We start from the raw sequence: 15,562 nt of genomic DNA on the forward strand, positions 1-15,562 counted from the left end.
AAAGGTAAAACCTCATGTCAAAAAAGAAACAGGTATTTAGAATAGTGTTGCTAAGTGCAACCATAATTTCCATGTTTTTTGTGCCGTGGGTATTAGTCAAAGCGTGGATTTTACCTCTGCCCGCAACGGTGCAGGCGCAAGTTGATGAAGCCATTGGTCATGGCTTAGATGGTATGATCGTCTATGTGGATAAAGCGGGTCAGCCTCCCGAGTTTTATGCCGCTGGTTGGCACGACCGAGATATACAAATTCCTGCCAATCCCCACGCTCTGTTCAAAATTGCCAGTATCAGTAAGTTATACGATGCCGTGGCTATTACCAAATTAATCAGTGCCAAACGCTTGTCGTTGGATGGCACCCTTGCTGAGTATTTTCCGGAATTGGTGGGCAGAATTGAGTATGCGGATAAAATCACCTTGGGCTTAATGGTGCAACATCGCAGTGGTATTCCTAATTTAACCGAATCTCCCGACTTTTGGTCAAACCCACCCAACAGCAGTGAAGAAGCCCTAGCTTTAGTGCTGGATAAACCGGCTAACTTTAAACCGGATGCAGATTATGAATATTCCAATACCAATTATTTATTGATTTCCGAACTGATTAACAAGGTCTTGGCTTATGACAACTTCCAATATTACCAACAAGAAATTCTAGAGCCTCTTGGCTTGCAGCATACTTTTGGCTCGATTAATGATGTCAACCTAGACGATGTGATGAGTGGTTATTATGTTGGCATAGAAGAAGATTTAAAGGCCTCTGAGTATGGGTCTAGGATCACCTCGATGATCGCGTCAGCACAGGATGTGGGGATATTTTTGCGAGCCTTAAACGATGGTTCGGTGTTTGCTGAAGGTGAACGGGAAATCTATTCTTCCATTTACGTTTACGAACATACTGGCTGGGTACCGGGTTATCAAAGTATTGCCAAATACCACCAAGATATTGATACCGTGGTTATTCAATTTAACAATACCACTGGCGGCTATCATTGGAATACCGCTGAGATTGTGTACAACCGCATAGTAAAAATTTTACACAGGGAATTGAAACATGAATAAGTCGATAAATTATCTGTTACTTGTATTAAGTCTTTTTTATGCCGCTCAGTGTCAATCTCAAGCTGCTTGGCTTTCTACCCCCGAGAGTATTGAGCAGTTTCGCGATCAGGTTGAATCTTTTAAACCTGCTACAACTAACATTCCGTTGGCGAGTGTTAAAGATATCAAGCTCAAGTTAGACCAACGGGATATCGCAATTCGCGTTTATAAGCCGAGCACTAAAGGCCCTTCACCCGTGCTGATCTATGTGCATGGTGCCTGTTGGGTTGCTGGTAGCCTAGATAGTCATGATGAAGTTTCTCGTTATTTAGCCAAAGAAAGTAATGTCACTGTGGTGGCCATCGATTATCGACTCGCACCTGAGTTTAAATATCCTGCTGCCCACAATGATGTCTATGACGCGGTAAAATGGATTTGGGACAATGCAAAGAGTTTAGACATCGATCGCACAAAATTTGCTATTAGTGGTGAAAGCACAGGTGCGTATTTTGCGGCAGCAACATCCATAAGAGCTTTGCAAGAAACTGATGCCCCTAAAATAGTCTTTCAGTTGCTGGTTTATGCCGCCTTAGATGGCGGCGGTTCGTCTTGGACAGAATGTAAAGAGCAGTACTTTGCGCAGGAAACGGACAGCAGAAGTGATGTTGGCTCGCCACTTTGGGCATCAAGCTTAGCGGGTTTACCAACTACATTTAATATATTTGGTCAGTATGAGAATTCGCGAGCGGAAGAAGAATTGTTTATCCGAAAATTAGCTGAGCAAGGTGTTTCAACCCACAGTTTTATGAATAAAGATGTTGGCCATGATGTGGTTAAGTGGCTTAGTGTCACTGGTGATTTAAAGGCGCACAAAAAAGCAGTGGAATATATTAAAACGGGTTTTGGCCTCGAATAAAATTAACGACTAAAAGGATGTGGGTAATGGATGGAAGTACTCAACTTAAAATTGCAGCGACCCTCAGTTTTATTGCTGCATTGTTGCATGTGGCCATTGTCATTGGTGGGCCGGCTTGGTATCGGTTTTTTGGGGCAGGTGAAGGCATGGCACAACTTGCAAAATCCGGCAGTATGCAACCAATCATTATTACTTTGGGCATTGCTGTCATTCTTTTTGTTTTTGGTTTGTATGCCTTATCGGGCGCAGGTGTAATTGTAAAACTGCCCTTGTTAAAACTAGGACTGGTATTTATTACGGCTATTTATCTGCTGCGCGGCATCGCAGGTTTAGTGTTGCCCTTTGTCTCTAAACATCCTGCGATTAGCCAAAACTCCACGACATTCTGGTTAGTGAGTTCAGTGATTTGTTGTGTTTTTGGGCTGTTTTATTTTTTGGGTACTAAGAATAGTTGGGAGGGTTTATCAATTACTCAATAAATACTACGAGTTGTTTTGTAAAAAATGAGACACGTTTTATCTTTTTATGAAACAGGAGTCGAACTAGTAAAAGTTAGGAGCGAAAGTTATCCATTGTAGAGCACCGATAAAAGAATAAATTGGAGACTGGATAGTCAACAAAGCAGCCATTTGGACTGCTTTAAGTTGTAAGCTAATTAGGAAAGATGAAAGCTAAAATAACTTAGTTGTAGACATTGTTTAGAACAAATAGGACACCGTTAAAGCGCCAGACATCGCAACATAAGTTCCTGTGGCATAAAAATAATCTTCATATTTATCTGCCTGACGTAAATTTAATACAAAGTCTAAAGCGACAGGGCCCCAGTTATAACCTAAACCTCCGCCAAGTTGAAATCCTGAAAAAGTATCGTTTTCATTTTCAAAACTCCATTTGTCAGAGAAGAAACCACCTCCACCATAGCCTCTAAAGCCTTTTTCAGAGAAACCGACACCGCCGTAGGCCATCAAGTCATAGCCTTTACTGTCTAAATTGGAAAAGTCATCATTTTCTAATGAAAAATAAGTCGCTCTGATTTGGAAGTGATTATTAAATGCATAAGCAGCTGCTAAATTAAAACCGGAAAAATTGAAATCATCGTTAGTACTGTCTTCATCATTTACTACCACAAAGGCATAAGAGCCAATACCCACACTCCAATTTTTTTCATGAGCAGAATTCATTTCTTGGGCATTGACTTGCGCGCCGAGTAATAAAGTAGGTAAGAGTAGTGTTCCCTGTATTATTTTTAACATTATTTTCCTATTAATTAATTTTGTCGTAGAGGTTTTGTTTGGTCTTGCATAAGTAGGTTTTACCTTGCTGATTGCAACATAGTACAAGCTACTTGCATCATAACTGCTAGCGTAATTATTTGTCCATTAGCATGATGAATTTGCTCAAAAAAGCCAATGCGCTGGATCAAGCAATTTTCTATATAGCTTTGCTTTAATCTAAAAATATCCTGTAACTATCTTTTTGGCGGACTAATGCCAAACATTATCACTCCTGCTAAGCTTGAGCGTTTTATTTAACCTAGGAAACATCAAATGTTACTGGCAATTTTGGCCTTGGTATGTGGTTTGGCTTTGTTAGTGTGGAGTGCTGATCGTTTTGTGGATGGTGCAGCGTCAGCGGCTAATTATGGCGGCATGCCGCCCTTATTAATTGGCATGCTGGTGGTCGGTTTTGGCACCTCGGCACCGGAAATGGTGGTGTCTGCCATGGCTGCTGCTGATGGCAATCCAGCTTTGGCGCTGGGTAATGCCTATGGTTCAAATATTACCAATATTGCCTTGATCATTGGTTTGGTTGCCTTACTCAGCCCGATTAATGTGCACTCACAAGTCCTTAAAAAAGAGCTACCTTTATTACTGCTTATTACGCTGTTTGCCGGCTGGCAATTATTTGATCATCAATTAAGCCGCACCGACGGATGGTGTTTACTGGCTGTGTTTGTGGCGGTGATGAGTTGGTCTGTGTGGCAGGGAATGCGTAATCCACAAGATCCACTAGCCAACGATATGATTAATGAAGTCAGTACCAACAGCATGAGTCTAAAACAAGCGCTAGTCTGGTTGGTAGTTGGCTTGATCTTGCTCATCGTGGCTTCTCGGTTTTTGGTCTATGGTGCTGTGTATATTGCACAAGACTTAGGGGTAAGTGATTTAGTGATTGGTTTAACTGTGGTGGCCGTTGGTACTTCATTACCCGAACTGGCCTCTTCGTTAATGGCGATTAAAAAGGGTCAGCACGATATCGCCTTAGGTAACATTATTGGCTCAAATTTATTTAACACCTTGGCTGTGGTGGGTATCGCCGTTTTGATTGAACCTATGCCTGTCGATAGCGTTATTCTAAGCCGCGACTGGACATTGATGTTTGGTTTAACACTTGCCTTGTTGATCTTGGGGATTGGCTTTAAAAAAGCAGGGCGGATAAACCGCCTAGAAGGTGCACTGCTGCTGACGGTATTTTGTGTTTATACCGCTTACTTGATCAGTAGTGCCTTTTAATTTATGGATTTTTGGCAGTTTTTACTGCCAACTTAAATTATTGAGTCAGATTATCCACTCAGTCAAATATCGCCTCCCAGCTGGCGACTTTTTGCTGTTTACTGCCATAGGCTGGTGGTGATTGTTGTGAGTCCAGTTGTGCAAAATTACGCACTGTTCCTACGATACTTACACCCATATTCCATGAGTCTTGACTGGCCATTAAATTGGCTGAATAGTCATCCATAGGTTTTTGCTTTTTAGGCCCCAATATGCGGGTTAAGTTATGTACCCTGAGTTGTTGTAGCTCATCAATACGCCCTTCGTTAGCTGCCACATTAAGCATAGTCGCTGGTTTATTTGTGATGTTCTGCACGCTTGAAGAATTGAGTTGTGCAGCACTTGTTTCGTCTTGAGCCATTTGCTGCGCGTAAGACAAACGCCCTCTATTTCTTAGTTCAGTATGGGCATAAACAGCCTTGGTTTGCTGAGCCAATAGGGGGCTGTCAGCTTCTTGTTGATAACGCTGGGCATAGAGTTTTACTTTATTGACATAATTGTGAGTGGCGGGAATAACTCTCAGTTGTCCGTTAGGCCGTTTTACTGCCGAGCCACCGTTATAATGGGACAGCGCTATATCCAATTTCCCCTGATATTGCTCAAGTAATTGTTTGATATAGGCCACGCCCACACGAATATTAATCTGTGGTTGATACAAGTCGTGACTAGCCACATTAAAGCCGTTTTTGGCAGTGGCGGGCATAATTTGCATCACCCCTTTGGCGCCTGCATGACTGAGTGCCATTGGATTAAAATCCGACTCCACTTTGGCGATGGCGAGTACCAAAGCCGGCTCCACATTTTGTTTAAGTGCCTCATCAATTAACATTTGTTGAATATCTTGTTGGGACAACCCTGCTGCCATGGTGTTAAAACTCAGCACACTGGCCAAGATGAGTGACAGTAAAATCTGAACTTTTAATCGAGAAAAGTGAAAATTCATGGCTGTTGCTCCAGTAAGTTTTGCCATTCCTGGGTGAGTAGGGTGATGGACAAAGAGGGGTGATTAATTTTATGGCGAATGTTGATGACCTCAGCAAAACTTAAGGTTTGCTCTACTGCCAATACTACTGGCGTAGCAGTTTGTAGCCGACTGAGCACCACGGGTTGTAGTTGTTGATCGATAAAACGGCCCTGATAAAAAAAGATAAATTGAGTATCACTTACTGCGGAAGTGGTTTTTGCTTGTTTGTTAGCCTCTTTAATTTGTACTTTTTGTGAGTCATCAGTTGCTACTTTGTCGACTTGCTTTACTTTTAACTCCTTGTTTTGTGACGGCATTTGTACTGACAACAAGGCGACGATCAATAAGGCAAAAAAGGCCATGGATAAACCTAATGCCACCTCTGTCATGGCTTGTGAGCTGGTATCGTAAGAAGGTTGGTTGTGCATGTTTAACTCCGTTAAAACCATCTAAGGCCATTCGTCTTAGGGTATGCAAAGCTTTGAGCGGTTTTATGTCAGGGTGAGGTGAGATCATTAATTGAAAAAGCGGGTTAATTGATGTTACAACTGTGTTAGCTACGTAATTGATGTTTGATAAATGAGCTCATTAGCCCGATGAAATTTAAGCAGTTTTTATTTTTACCCCTCTTACTTTTGGTAGCATGTAACTCCTCTGAGGGTGAGCCAGCCGTTGTACCGGATAGTGTGCTCGCAGGTACTAATATTGCTATTCCAGATAACACAGCTAAAGATATTTATAAGGTAGTCTTGTTTGGTAACAGTCACATTGGTGGTTTATCCGCATTGATAAATACACTAATAGTCCATGGTTTAGCCAACAAAACGGTAACGACTCGAGAAGCCAGCAGTCAGCTTTATTTAACGGATCGCCTAAGTGATGGCGCATCAGTGAATATATTAAAAAATGAGACTTGGACTCACGTCATCTTACAGGCGCAAAAATATTCACAAAGTGGTCAGGTTGATTATCCGACTGAAGGGGCTCAGCGGTGGATCCAATTGGCAAAAGCACAACAAGCCACTCCCATACTTTTTCCTGAGCATCCACAACGTGGCAATAATACCGAAGGTCAGATGTTGTATGACTTACACCTTAGTATTGCTGCCAAGCAGTCGGCTTGTGTGGCACCAATAGGTTTGGTGTGGAATAAGGTGATAGCTTTACGGCCAGAGTTGGTATTGCACCATGCTGATGGAAATCATGCTTCTTATTTAGGTAAGTTTTTATCTGCACTGGTTTTTTATGAGATCATCACGGCAAATTCTGCGGATTTATTACCCTATATATCTTCACTGGAAATTGATGCGCAAACTCAAGACTTTTTTGGACAATTCGTTTCTCAAGTCATAGCTGAAAACCCACCCTGCGATTATCGCTAAATTACCTAGTATTTTTTACTGCTACGCTGTGCATTGGCTGTGGTGCAACAGCCAATTACTGTTAATACTCTGATTGTTCAAATTGATGTTACTTAAGGTTAAACCTGAAGGGCTTAACTTATAAGTCGCACGTAAACTGCTGAGTTTTGTACCGTTAAGGTTTGTCGCAATATACTGAGCTAAACGCTGATCGATAGTTTGGGGAAATATGCGAATTGGAATGCCTTTTTGCTGGGCTAACCATTGTTGTTCTTGTTTACTTAAAGAGCCATTGGCTACTCTCAACCATTGGCTGACCGGCACATAACGTTGAGGTGACAAGTAGCTGAGCTGTTGTTGCTGCAAAACGGCAAACTGCACAGCGGCACAGCGATAAAAGTAGTTTAATAACTGTTGCTGTTTGGCTGGACTTGCCGGTAAGGCGATTTGCAGATCCAGACTGTTATCTGCTTGTAACTGCGCATAAACCTGCGCGGCAGTTTGTTCCTGTCTTGGCTCTTGTTTGGGCTCTTGTTGAGGTTCGGGCTTGGGCTTTTGTTGCGGTGTTTTGAGTTCAGCTTTGTCGGCAAATTTTACCACAAGCTTAGCATTACTTGGCGCTGGGCTTTGCAACTCGTCGACCGCAGGGATTACTGTAGGCTGGTTTGATGTTGCAAGTACAGGCGCGACACGTTTAGGTGTTTGTGGCAAAGCAATATCGCTGATAAGTAACGCATTATCTTCTACCGTGTTTTGGCTACTAATAATTGTACTCACATCAAGCAGCTTAAGTTTTTGCTGTAACTCTTGTTGCCACCAGTGCATGTTTAACCACGAATAAATCGCAAATACCAACAGGGCTACCAGCACTAATACTAGGCTAAATTTACCGCTGGCAGGCTTAAACATATTAATAATTACCCTTAGATATTTGTAGGGATACTTGCTCCATACGGGCTGCGATATCTTGTAAGGAAGCTTGTTTTTGTCGTTGCAAGGTTTTACTGGCAGTAGTGTCAAAACTCTGCTCATTCATTTTAGTGTTAGCGACATAAGAAGCGGTTTGTCCCTTAATTTCACTTACATTTGGCGGTAAATTAAGCTCATGGTTTTCCACCCTTTGAGAACTTAGCTCTGCGGTTTTAAATTCTTTTGTCTCTGCTGGTTTTTGCGTTTTTTGTGGCGCTACTTGTTGTACTGTTTGTTGCATAGCTTGTTGATTCGCCAGTAGGGCGCTTAAGTCCTTTATTTGTTGCTCTAACTGCTGGATTTTGCGGTTTTGCTCACTTGATTGTTTATGAGCAAAATCTTGCAGGCGGCTGTCTACCTTGTTTAATAACTCATCCGTGGTCTGCTCAATTTGTTGACTGGGCATCACCTTGCTCAGCAGGGCATTACCGCTGTCGGTTTGATTTAATAAATAGTAGCCAGATATCACCACAATCAAACTAAAAAATAGGGTTCTCATGCTTTGCTCTCCTCTTTGGTCATGACCGCATAATATTGAATACCTACCCAGGCTCGGATCAAGCTGGCGGCGGGTAAACCCACTACTGTGGTCATAAAGGCGGTAGAAAATTGTTTGGTTAAGTTACTGATAATCTGTTGGATATTTTCCGGATTCAGAGGTTGATCAGACAAACTGCCAATGCCTAAACTGATACCCAGCAGGGTAAAAGTCAGTGCCAAGGTGGATATACCATTAGCGGCCTGTTGACCGACTTCATACCAATAATAAGGATTACAGCCCTTACGTAGTTTTTGACTGGCGAGTATGCCGGTGACTAATAGGCCCGAAAACAGCAGGGCAAAACTCCAGCCAAATACCACTTTTGCCCATGCCAGTAAGGCACTTAAAGGCATGTTAGTCAGGTAACTCAAACCAGCCAACGCAATAATGCTTAGGCCAATGATCACCAAGGAGCCTTTGCCCAGCATTTTCACCGAGTTGATGGCATTAATGGCATTAACGGGCGTGGCCATTAGCGGTAGCCTTGTTTGCTTTGGGCTATGCTGGCAGCGTTAATACCTAAGGTGTTCATCCACTGGCTCAAGGGCTGGATTTTACGCTCGGCGCTGGCATGGACTAAAAACGTCAAGTCGTAATTAGCAAAGGCGTTTTGCACTAATACTTTGTCACTATTGGCTAGGCGTTCATCACGCAATACCATACGTTCGATATCCGCCATACGTCGATAGATGGAGTTAGATTTTTGCTGGCGTACTTCCATGCTGATATTGGCATCGGTCAGGGTAGTTAACAAAGCCGCCCGTTCACGCTCTAAATTTTGCAAACTAAACAATGAGTTACTTTGTGCCGCAGCGTTAAAACTGCTCAAACAAAGCAATGCCATAAAAGTGGTGAGACTGAATAATGTTTTCATCTTGGAGTCCTTGTTTACAATTTATAAAAACAGACCAACAGCCTGACTGGCTTTGGCTACCTGGGGTTTGATTTTGTTACCGTCGCTCTCGCCATAGGCCATTTGGTATTCCAAAGCTTGTGCATCTAAAGCCACTAAACGGGCCATGTAGCTGAGCATTAAACCTTCTTGGTCAAGCAAGGACTGGTGCATGGAGGCATCGTGTAATAACTGGCGGATATATTCTTCAGAGCTGACCTCGGCGCCATCAATGGTGGGCGCGGCGTTGGCTTTATGTTGATTGATCTTGTCTTTTAACTGATCGATTTGCGCTAGGTTACTGGCATATTCATCAGCATAAGGGGAGGCCGTGTTGTAACCCGTGTGCATCAAGTTTTGATCCACTTGAGCCATCACCGCTTCCATTCTGGCTTGAGCCTCTTGTTGTTGGCGTTTTATTTGGACTTTAATACTGCTGCTCGCGGTGTTTTGTTGCTGGCGATATTTACTTAATACATCCTGATATATCTGTTGTTTTTTGATTAAGCTGTTTTTACGCAACTCAAAACTTTCTTGTAGTACATCAAGATACGTCGACTTTTGTTGCACCAATTCATACTGTAAATCGTCCAGCATTGGCCCCTCAGCCTGAGCTAGGTCTTGCTGCAAACTGGCGATGCGCGAGGTGGTATTGTCCATTTGATTATCAAGTTCAACTAAACGCATGGCCATGGGCGAGGCGCTAAAATCCTGTTCGATGCGTTTTTCAATAATATTGGCAGGTAAAGTGATCAACTTGTCACTGGCAACCGGGCGCCAATCGTTGTTTTGCACAAAAGTAGGGCTTTGCGCTAATACCTGGCTAGTGCATAACAAGGCTGCGCTACCTAGAGAGAGACCAATGGCCAAACTCAATAAACGAAGATGGTTTTTCATGATTTTTCCTTATACAAGCGTGTCTTAGTGAGATAACCAATATTGTTGACGTTCCAGCTCGTTTCGGAGCTCGCGGCTGATATTGAGATTGGCGAGCTGATGTTTGCTCATACTTGTTCCTTGTAATAAGGCGCTGGCGGTATCACGAAACGAAGTAAAGTCGGGTAAATACAAGTCTTGGTTGGCAAATTTTCGATCAAAATGACGCAACTGCTGCTGAGCGGCGGCGATATCACCACCCTGAATAAAATTAAGGGTGATATTGGCCATCAACTGCATAACTGCCTGACTTTGGTTTTTATCCAGTGGCGCAGGCAGAGGCTGTTGCATACAAGACTGCATGTAACGAGCGGCCGTAACATATTGCGCGGTCGCACCAGAGGTTTCGGCAGAGTGTGCCATTTGTGAGGCTTGCAGCAGACAATCTTGGTCAATCACCTCTGCTGGTGCGGTATTGACAATGGGCGCGGGTGACGACAACACGTGACTGGGTGTGCTGCTACACGCACCTAAAGTGGTCAACAGGGCAAGTGCAGTGAGGCGTTTTACACTTTGGCTTAAACTGTTTTTGGGGTTGAAATAAGTCATAAACAAACTCCTTTAGTATGGATAAGTTTGCATATGAAAAGCTTAGAGGGATTTTTTAGTGAGTTCTTTATACCCAAGTGGCTTGGGTATAACGAATTTGTTTAATTAGGAAGGTTTATTGAATTCCTTCGCTGGTCATAATTACTCGTTTAAGTGTGCCATCAGCATTGTAATTCAGTGCGTCGATGGCCACCGAACGACGGAAACGCCCCCCGCTGTGTTGGCCATTAAGCGGTGGCACAGCGCCGGTGTGATAAATAAAATAGGACTTACCTTTGAATTCAATAATGGACTGGTGATTAGTTTCACTGTTACCGGCTATTTCGTTAAGGATCCCTTTATATTCCCACGGGCCATGGATGCTTTTGCTCATGGCGTAACAGATTTTTTCGGGAAATTCGCAAGCGTAAGACAAATAATAATTGTCGTCTTTTTTGTGCACCCAAGCGGCTTCGGTAAACTTGGGTAAATCCAGTGTTTTAATTTCACCATCCAATTCGATCATATTGTCTTTGAGTTTGACGTACTTAGGCATCAAGTTGCCAAAAAACATATATACATCGCCGTTTTCTTCGATGTAAATCGCGGGATCAATATCGTCCCAGTCATTGGGGGTTTGTTTGGTCATATCGTCTGTGACCAGAGCCTTACCTAGTGCATCTTTAAACGGGCCTGTAGGAGAGTCGGATACGGCGACTCCAATGGCAAAACCAGGTTTATCATCTTTATGGCGAACTGTGGTGTAAAAGTAATATTTACCTTCTCGTTTAACCATATGAGCCGCCCAAGCGTCGCCTTTTGCCCAGCGAAAATCAATGGCTTGCATGATAGCTCCGTGGGGCGTCCAGTGTTTCATGTCCTTAGACGAAAACACTAACCAATCATGCATTTCAAAAAACACATTATTGTCTTTAGCTTCATCATGGCCAGTGTACAAATACACGGTATCACCATCGACTAAAGCAGCTGGATCTGCAGTAAATACATTTTCAAACAACGGGTTTTTGGCGGCAGCTGGTGTGCTAAGTAACAAGACGACAGCGCATAAAGAAGATTTAAACATGGTAATTCCTTGGTATTACAAGTTGCCCCCTATTTATCTAAAATAAAAGATCTGCTTTTTCGACAATCTCAATTATTTGAGTTGGCTGCAAAGGCAGTAATTTAGCGAGTTAAATGGGCAAACGTAAGTCAAATGTTAAAATTAATAATATTAATTGCAAAGCAGGTTAATCTTATGTAAAAATCAAATTAAATACTATAGTAATATTGTATGACAAGTATTTTGATTTGTAACTGAAAAACGTATTTTAATCAAATGTACCTAGTTCAACCACGATAAGAATTAGCACACAACACATGAGGCAAACCAACATGAAACTAAAGATGGCACTCGTTTTGAGTGGGATTGTGGCAGTTTCAGGATGCGGTGGTTCAGGGGATGATAGTAATCCTCCCCCATCCTACACGGCACCTATTAATCAACAAGTCGTTGATCCTACGGCGAACATTTCCGACAGTTCCTTATACAACGATATCGGTGTGCATGATCCATCCATAGTAAAAGTGGATGGCACGTATTATGTTTTTGGTTCGCACATGGCGGCGGCTAAGTCTAGTGATTTGATGGGCTGGGAATATATCTCTAACTCAGTAAGTGATACTCCTTTGTTTGATACTTACGCTTCTGAAATCGCCGAAGGCATAGCCTGGACAGATGGTTTTATTGGTAACTGGGCAGCCGATGTAATTCAAGCACCCAATGGTAAGTTTTGGTTTTATTACAATCACTGTGGTCAGGATAATCCAAGTACACCAGAGTTTGATGAAGTCTGTCACCATCGTTCGTATTTAGGACTGGCAGAATCTGATTCAGTTGAAGGCCCATACACAGATAGCGGTATCTTTTTGCGTACAGGTTATCGGGATGGTGAACTTGCCACTTACCCGGTGGATGGTGTAGATAATTATAATCCAGCGGTGCATCCCAATGGCATCGACCCTGCCGCTTTTTATGATAAAAATGACAAACTGTGGATGGTTTACGGCTCCTATTCTGGTGGAATTTTTGTGTTAGCCATGGATGAAACCACCGGCAAACCTGAAGCGGGTCAGGGTTTTGGTAAACATTTAGTGGGCGGTAATTTCAACGCTATCGAAGGCGCGTTTGTTATTTATAGCCCTGACAGTGACTATTACTTCCTGTTTTGGTCTGACGCGGGTTTTGCTGCCGACGGTGGTTACAATATTCGTGTCGCTCGTTCGCGCACACCTGATGGCCCATATTTAGATGCCGCTGGCAATGACATGGTTAACGCCACTGTTGCCAACGAAATGGGTAACAAGTTGCTGGGTAGTCATTTATGGGCTTCAGCCTTTGGCGACCCATCTGCTCAATATGGTTACAACGCACCGGGTCATAACTCTGCCTTATATGATGAGCAGTTAGGTAAATATTTACTGTTTACCCATACCCGTTTTCCCCAAGAAGAAGGTCGTTACGATAACGCTGAAGCACATGCTGTGCGTGTACACGAAATGTGGCTCAATAATGATAATTGGTTAGTGGTTTCTCCTCACCGTTATGCACCAATTCAAGGTGATAATGTAGTTGACCCCGCTGATATCGCCGGTGATTACCGCCTAATTTTGCAAGGCAAAGACAGCAATGGTGACGAACATACTTCGGTATACGTGACACTGACCAATCAAGGTCGTTATGTGCAGGGTGATTTGAGTGGCGTTTATAAACTTTACGCAGATAAACCCGGCAGAATTAGTTTGTCGATTGACGACAATAGCAGCTATGAAGCAGTAGCTAAGTGGCAATGGAACGTTGAAGATGAACGTCTTGAAGTCGTTATTTCAGGCTTAAGTGCAGAGGGTGAAACCTTACTTGCCGCTAAGTTACCCACTAAATCAGTGGCGCAAATTGTGGATGATATTAATGCCGCAGTGGAACAAACCTTTATTAATGAAGCTGATCCTAGCCAAACCTTGGTAGTGAAACAAAGCCTGAGTTTTCCGGCCAGTGGGGCACGTGGTGCTCAGCTGACATGGTCTTCCAATAAACCCCGCTATATCGCTGCCGATGGCACAGTGACTCGGCCTAACGTTGGCGAGGGTGATCAAACAATAACCTTAACAGCCACTATCAATGTATTGGGCCAAACCATGACGGTCACTAAAGATGTCATCGTGGCTGAACGCTCAACTTATAACCGCACTGCCTATTATCCATTTGAAAACAACCTGAGTGATAGTTTGTTGCATTATGCAGATGGTAGAGCTGCCACTAGTGTAGCGGACGAGTCGCCCATTGCAGCGGTTTACATCGATGGACAAGTAGGTAAAGCCGTTAATTTAGATGGTAGTTATGGCGTGTTATTACCTAATGACTTAATCGACAGCTATCAGTACACAGTGTCATTTTGGTTGAACCAGCAAATGGCTGACCAATTCTTCCGTCCAGCCTTTTTTGCCGCCCAGTCTGTTGACCCTTCAAGATGGGCGAGTTTCCTACCGGTTAGCTGGAATGCGCAACTGATGTTGTGGTCCAACTGGGTGGATGATGCTGGCAATGTCTCTTGGTTAGATGGCGTTACTGGCGTGAGTTATCCGGTGAATGAATGGCATCACGTAGCTTTTGCTGTGAAAAATGGCTCGTTCCAGATTTATTATGACGGTACGCAAGTGGGCTCAGGCTCTAATCTGCGTGACGTATTCACCAATTCACCAGAGGGCACCATCATCACTTTGGGTCTTAATTTCTGGGATGCACCTACGATTGCCGCTTATGATGAACTAAGCATTTATGATGAAGCACTGACTGCAGCGGAAGTAAAAGCTTTAGAAGTAGACAGATTACCAGCCGATCAGTTGTTAACTATCGCTGAACAAGCCTTAGATTTAGGTAATTTGGATTATGTCATCACTGACTTAGTGTTGCCATATTCTGGCCCCTTTGCGTCAGCCTTGAGTTGGACATCGTCTAACAGCAGCGTCATCGACCCCGCTAGTGGAAAAGTCACACGTCCTTTGCGCGGCGAAGCTGATGTAACTGTAACCTTGACTGCCACCATGACCTTAGCTGGGCAATCAACTACTAAGCAGTTTGTTGCGACGGTTATCTCTCTTACTCCTCCAGCTCCAATTGCTCGCTTTAGCTTTGAAGACAATCTTGAAGATAGTTTAGGCAACTTTAATGCTGGTGTTGCGGCAGATAAAACACCTGAAACACCTCTCATTACCCCAACCGACAAAGTAGTAACTTATGCTGCCGGTGCTGTAGGTAACGCCATCAAGTTCCTTGGTGACCAAGGCCCAGGGGTTAAATTACCTAATGGTTTGGTTACTGACTTCAGTTATTCGATTGCAATGTGGCTTAACCCTACGGCTAAAACCCAATATACCTCGGCATTTTTTGGATATGCGGCAAGTAATAGTTGGGTAAGTGTGGCGCCTTTTGGTCCAAGTGGGCAGACCATGTTGTGGTCAGGCGAGCAATGGTTTGACGGTAACTTGGGCAGCTTAATTCCCAATAGTACATGGTCACACATAGTTATCGTGGTCAATGAAGGCAGCTTTAGTGCTTACCTTAATGGTCAATTGGTGGCGAGCCTTGAGGGCTTTCCCGATGTATTTACTAAAGTCGGCAGTGCTTCTGGATTTGCCTTGGCAACTAACCTTTTCCCATGGGATGCCAATTATAACGGCCTGATGGACGAGTTGGTTATCTATGACGATCCACTGTCGATTGATGATGTCCAAGCCTTATTTTCTGAAGGCAATGCTCAATAATAACCAAGCCCTGAGGGAGATTTCTCCCTCAGCATTGAACAACAT

The 15,562-nt window shown here is 43.3% G+C and carries 16 protein-coding genes; 6 read left to right on the plus strand and 10 right to left on the minus strand.

What is annotated here, in order from left to right; all coding sequences use genetic code 11:
* Nucleotides 1-14: 14 nt before the first annotated feature.
* The 3 genes from AX660_RS14770 to AX660_RS14780 are packed head-to-tail and all read left to right on the plus strand — an operon-like array spanning nucleotide 15 to nucleotide 2,432.
* Entirely contained in the window at nucleotides 15-1,058 is a 1,044-nt protein-coding gene (locus tag AX660_RS14770) for a serine hydrolase domain-containing protein (RefSeq protein WP_068378293.1), read from the plus strand.
* Nucleotides 1,051-1,953, plus strand: a complete 903-nt coding sequence (locus AX660_RS14775; protein WP_068378295.1) for an alpha/beta hydrolase — start codon at nucleotides 1,051-1,053, stop codon at nucleotides 1,951-1,953. Before AX660_RS14770 ends, AX660_RS14775 begins: the two co-directional genes overlap by 8 nt.
* Before the next feature lie 26 nt (nucleotides 1,954-1,979).
* Complete coding sequence (locus tag AX660_RS14780; RefSeq protein ID WP_068378297.1) at nucleotides 1,980-2,432, plus strand: hypothetical protein; 453 nt, start codon at nucleotides 1,980-1,982, stop codon at nucleotides 2,430-2,432.
* A gap of 219 nt (nucleotides 2,433-2,651) precedes the next feature.
* Here the strand turns inward: AX660_RS14780 and AX660_RS14785 are convergent, their stop codons facing one another.
* Nucleotides 2,652-3,206, minus strand: a complete 555-nt coding sequence (locus AX660_RS14785) for a hypothetical protein (protein ID WP_068378299.1) — start codon at nucleotides 3,204-3,206, stop codon at nucleotides 2,652-2,654.
* A gap of 294 nt (nucleotides 3,207-3,500) precedes the next feature.
* Between AX660_RS14785 and AX660_RS14790 the strand changes: the two genes are divergently transcribed.
* On the plus strand, nucleotides 3,501-4,466 hold the full coding sequence (locus AX660_RS14790; protein WP_068378300.1) for a calcium/sodium antiporter: 966 nt from the start codon (nucleotides 3,501-3,503) through the stop codon (nucleotides 4,464-4,466).
* 58 nt (nucleotides 4,467-4,524) lie between these two features.
* Here AX660_RS14790 and AX660_RS14795 read toward each other — a convergent pair whose 3' ends face one another.
* Both AX660_RS14795 and AX660_RS14800 read right to left on the minus strand, forming a co-directional pair.
* Entirely contained in the window at nucleotides 4,525-5,448 is a 924-nt protein-coding gene (locus tag AX660_RS14795) for a lytic transglycosylase domain-containing protein (RefSeq protein ID WP_068378302.1), read from the minus strand.
* Nucleotides 5,445-5,897, minus strand: a complete 453-nt coding sequence (locus tag AX660_RS14800) for a hypothetical protein (protein ID WP_068378304.1) — start codon at nucleotides 5,895-5,897, stop codon at nucleotides 5,445-5,447. Before AX660_RS14800 ends, AX660_RS14795 begins: the two co-directional genes overlap by 4 nt.
* Before the next feature lie 168 nt (nucleotides 5,898-6,065).
* Here AX660_RS14800 and AX660_RS14805 point away from each other — a divergent pair, with 168 nt between their 5' ends.
* Nucleotides 6,066-6,851 (plus strand): hypothetical protein, encoded by a 786-nt coding sequence (locus AX660_RS14805; protein WP_068378306.1) that lies wholly within the window; start codon nucleotides 6,066-6,068, stop codon nucleotides 6,849-6,851.
* A gap of 21 nt (nucleotides 6,852-6,872) precedes the next feature.
* On the opposite strand, the gene AX660_RS14810 is transcribed toward AX660_RS14805, so the two are convergent.
* The 7 genes from AX660_RS14810 to AX660_RS14840 form a co-directional block, all read right to left on the minus strand.
* Nucleotides 6,873-7,739: a hypothetical protein gene (locus AX660_RS14810; protein WP_068378308.1), complete on the minus strand. Its 867-nt coding sequence runs from the start codon at nucleotides 7,737-7,739 to the stop codon at nucleotides 6,873-6,875.
* Nucleotide 7,740: 1 nt separating this feature from the next.
* Nucleotides 7,741-8,298, minus strand: a complete 558-nt coding sequence (locus tag AX660_RS14815; RefSeq protein WP_068378310.1) for a hypothetical protein — start codon at nucleotides 8,296-8,298, stop codon at nucleotides 7,741-7,743.
* The gene (locus AX660_RS14820) at nucleotides 8,295-8,813 is read right to left on the minus strand and encodes a hypothetical protein (RefSeq protein WP_068378312.1); all 519 of its coding nucleotides are present in this window, start codon (nucleotides 8,811-8,813) and stop codon (nucleotides 8,295-8,297) included. Before AX660_RS14820 ends, AX660_RS14815 begins: the two co-directional genes overlap by 4 nt.
* Nucleotides 8,813-9,214 carry a hypothetical protein gene (locus AX660_RS14825; RefSeq protein WP_068378314.1) on the minus strand — a complete coding sequence of 134 codons (402 nt, stop codon included), beginning with the start codon at nucleotides 9,212-9,214 and terminating at the stop codon, nucleotides 8,813-8,815. The genes AX660_RS14820 and AX660_RS14825 overlap by 1 nt, the downstream gene beginning before the upstream one ends.
* Nucleotides 9,215-9,235: 21 nt before the next feature.
* Nucleotides 9,236-10,129, minus strand: coding sequence for a hypothetical protein (locus tag AX660_RS14830; RefSeq protein ID WP_068378315.1), 894 nt, complete (start codon nucleotides 10,127-10,129; stop codon nucleotides 9,236-9,238).
* A 24-nt stretch (nucleotides 10,130-10,153) separates the two neighbouring features.
* Entirely contained in the window at nucleotides 10,154-10,717 is a 564-nt protein-coding gene (locus tag AX660_RS14835) for a hypothetical protein (RefSeq protein WP_068378317.1), read from the minus strand.
* A 115-nt stretch (nucleotides 10,718-10,832) separates the two neighbouring features.
* A complete protein-coding gene (locus tag AX660_RS14840) occupies nucleotides 10,833-11,780 on the minus strand; it encodes a glycoside hydrolase family 43 protein (RefSeq protein WP_068378319.1) in 948 nt (315 codons plus the stop codon).
* A gap of 311 nt (nucleotides 11,781-12,091) precedes the next feature.
* Between AX660_RS14840 and AX660_RS14845 the strand changes: the two genes are divergently transcribed.
* On the plus strand, nucleotides 12,092-15,517 hold the full coding sequence (locus AX660_RS14845; protein WP_068378321.1) for a LamG-like jellyroll fold domain-containing protein: 3,426 nt from the start codon (nucleotides 12,092-12,094) through the stop codon (nucleotides 15,515-15,517).
* Nucleotides 15,518-15,562: the final 45 nt, after the last annotated feature.

Origin of the sequence: Paraglaciecola hydrolytica, assembly GCF_001565895.1 — a bacterium.
In the GTDB taxonomy this organism is placed as follows: domain Bacteria; phylum Pseudomonadota; class Gammaproteobacteria; order Enterobacterales; family Alteromonadaceae; genus Paraglaciecola; species Paraglaciecola hydrolytica.

Excerpts from the sequence above, each read along its gene's own strand:
- AX660_RS14770 (WP_068378293.1), top strand. The coding sequence starts at position 15 with ATGTCAAAAAAGAAACAGGTATTTAGAATAGTGTTGCTAAGTGCAACC.
- AX660_RS14775 (WP_068378295.1), top strand. The coding sequence starts at position 1,051 with ATGAATAAGTCGATAAATTATCTGTTACTTGTATTAAGTCTTTTTTAT.
- AX660_RS14780 (WP_068378297.1), top strand. The coding sequence starts at position 1,980 with ATGGATGGAAGTACTCAACTTAAAATTGCAGCGACCCTCAGTTTTATT.
- AX660_RS14785 (WP_068378299.1), bottom strand. The coding sequence starts at position 3,206 with ATGTTAAAAATAATACAGGGAACACTACTCTTACCTACTTTATTACTC.
- AX660_RS14790 (WP_068378300.1), top strand. The coding sequence starts at position 3,501 with ATGTTACTGGCAATTTTGGCCTTGGTATGTGGTTTGGCTTTGTTAGTG.
- AX660_RS14795 (WP_068378302.1), bottom strand. The coding sequence starts at position 5,448 with ATGAATTTTCACTTTTCTCGATTAAAAGTTCAGATTTTACTGTCACTC.
- AX660_RS14800 (WP_068378304.1), bottom strand. The coding sequence starts at position 5,897 with ATGCACAACCAACCTTCTTACGATACCAGCTCACAAGCCATGACAGAG.
- AX660_RS14805 (WP_068378306.1), top strand. The coding sequence starts at position 6,066 with ATGAAATTTAAGCAGTTTTTATTTTTACCCCTCTTACTTTTGGTAGCA.
- AX660_RS14810 (WP_068378308.1), bottom strand. The coding sequence starts at position 7,739 with ATGTTTAAGCCTGCCAGCGGTAAATTTAGCCTAGTATTAGTGCTGGTA.
- AX660_RS14815 (WP_068378310.1), bottom strand. The coding sequence starts at position 8,298 with ATGAGAACCCTATTTTTTAGTTTGATTGTGGTGATATCTGGCTACTAT.
- AX660_RS14820 (WP_068378312.1), bottom strand. The coding sequence starts at position 8,813 with ATGGCCACGCCCGTTAATGCCATTAATGCCATCAACTCGGTGAAAATG.
- AX660_RS14825 (WP_068378314.1), bottom strand. The coding sequence starts at position 9,214 with ATGAAAACATTATTCAGTCTCACCACTTTTATGGCATTGCTTTGTTTG.
- AX660_RS14830 (WP_068378315.1), bottom strand. The coding sequence starts at position 10,129 with ATGAAAAACCATCTTCGTTTATTGAGTTTGGCCATTGGTCTCTCTCTA.
- AX660_RS14835 (WP_068378317.1), bottom strand. The coding sequence starts at position 10,717 with ATGACTTATTTCAACCCCAAAAACAGTTTAAGCCAAAGTGTAAAACGC.
- AX660_RS14840 (WP_068378319.1), bottom strand. The coding sequence starts at position 11,780 with ATGTTTAAATCTTCTTTATGCGCTGTCGTCTTGTTACTTAGCACACCA.
- AX660_RS14845 (WP_068378321.1), top strand. The coding sequence starts at position 12,092 with ATGAAACTAAAGATGGCACTCGTTTTGAGTGGGATTGTGGCAGTTTCA.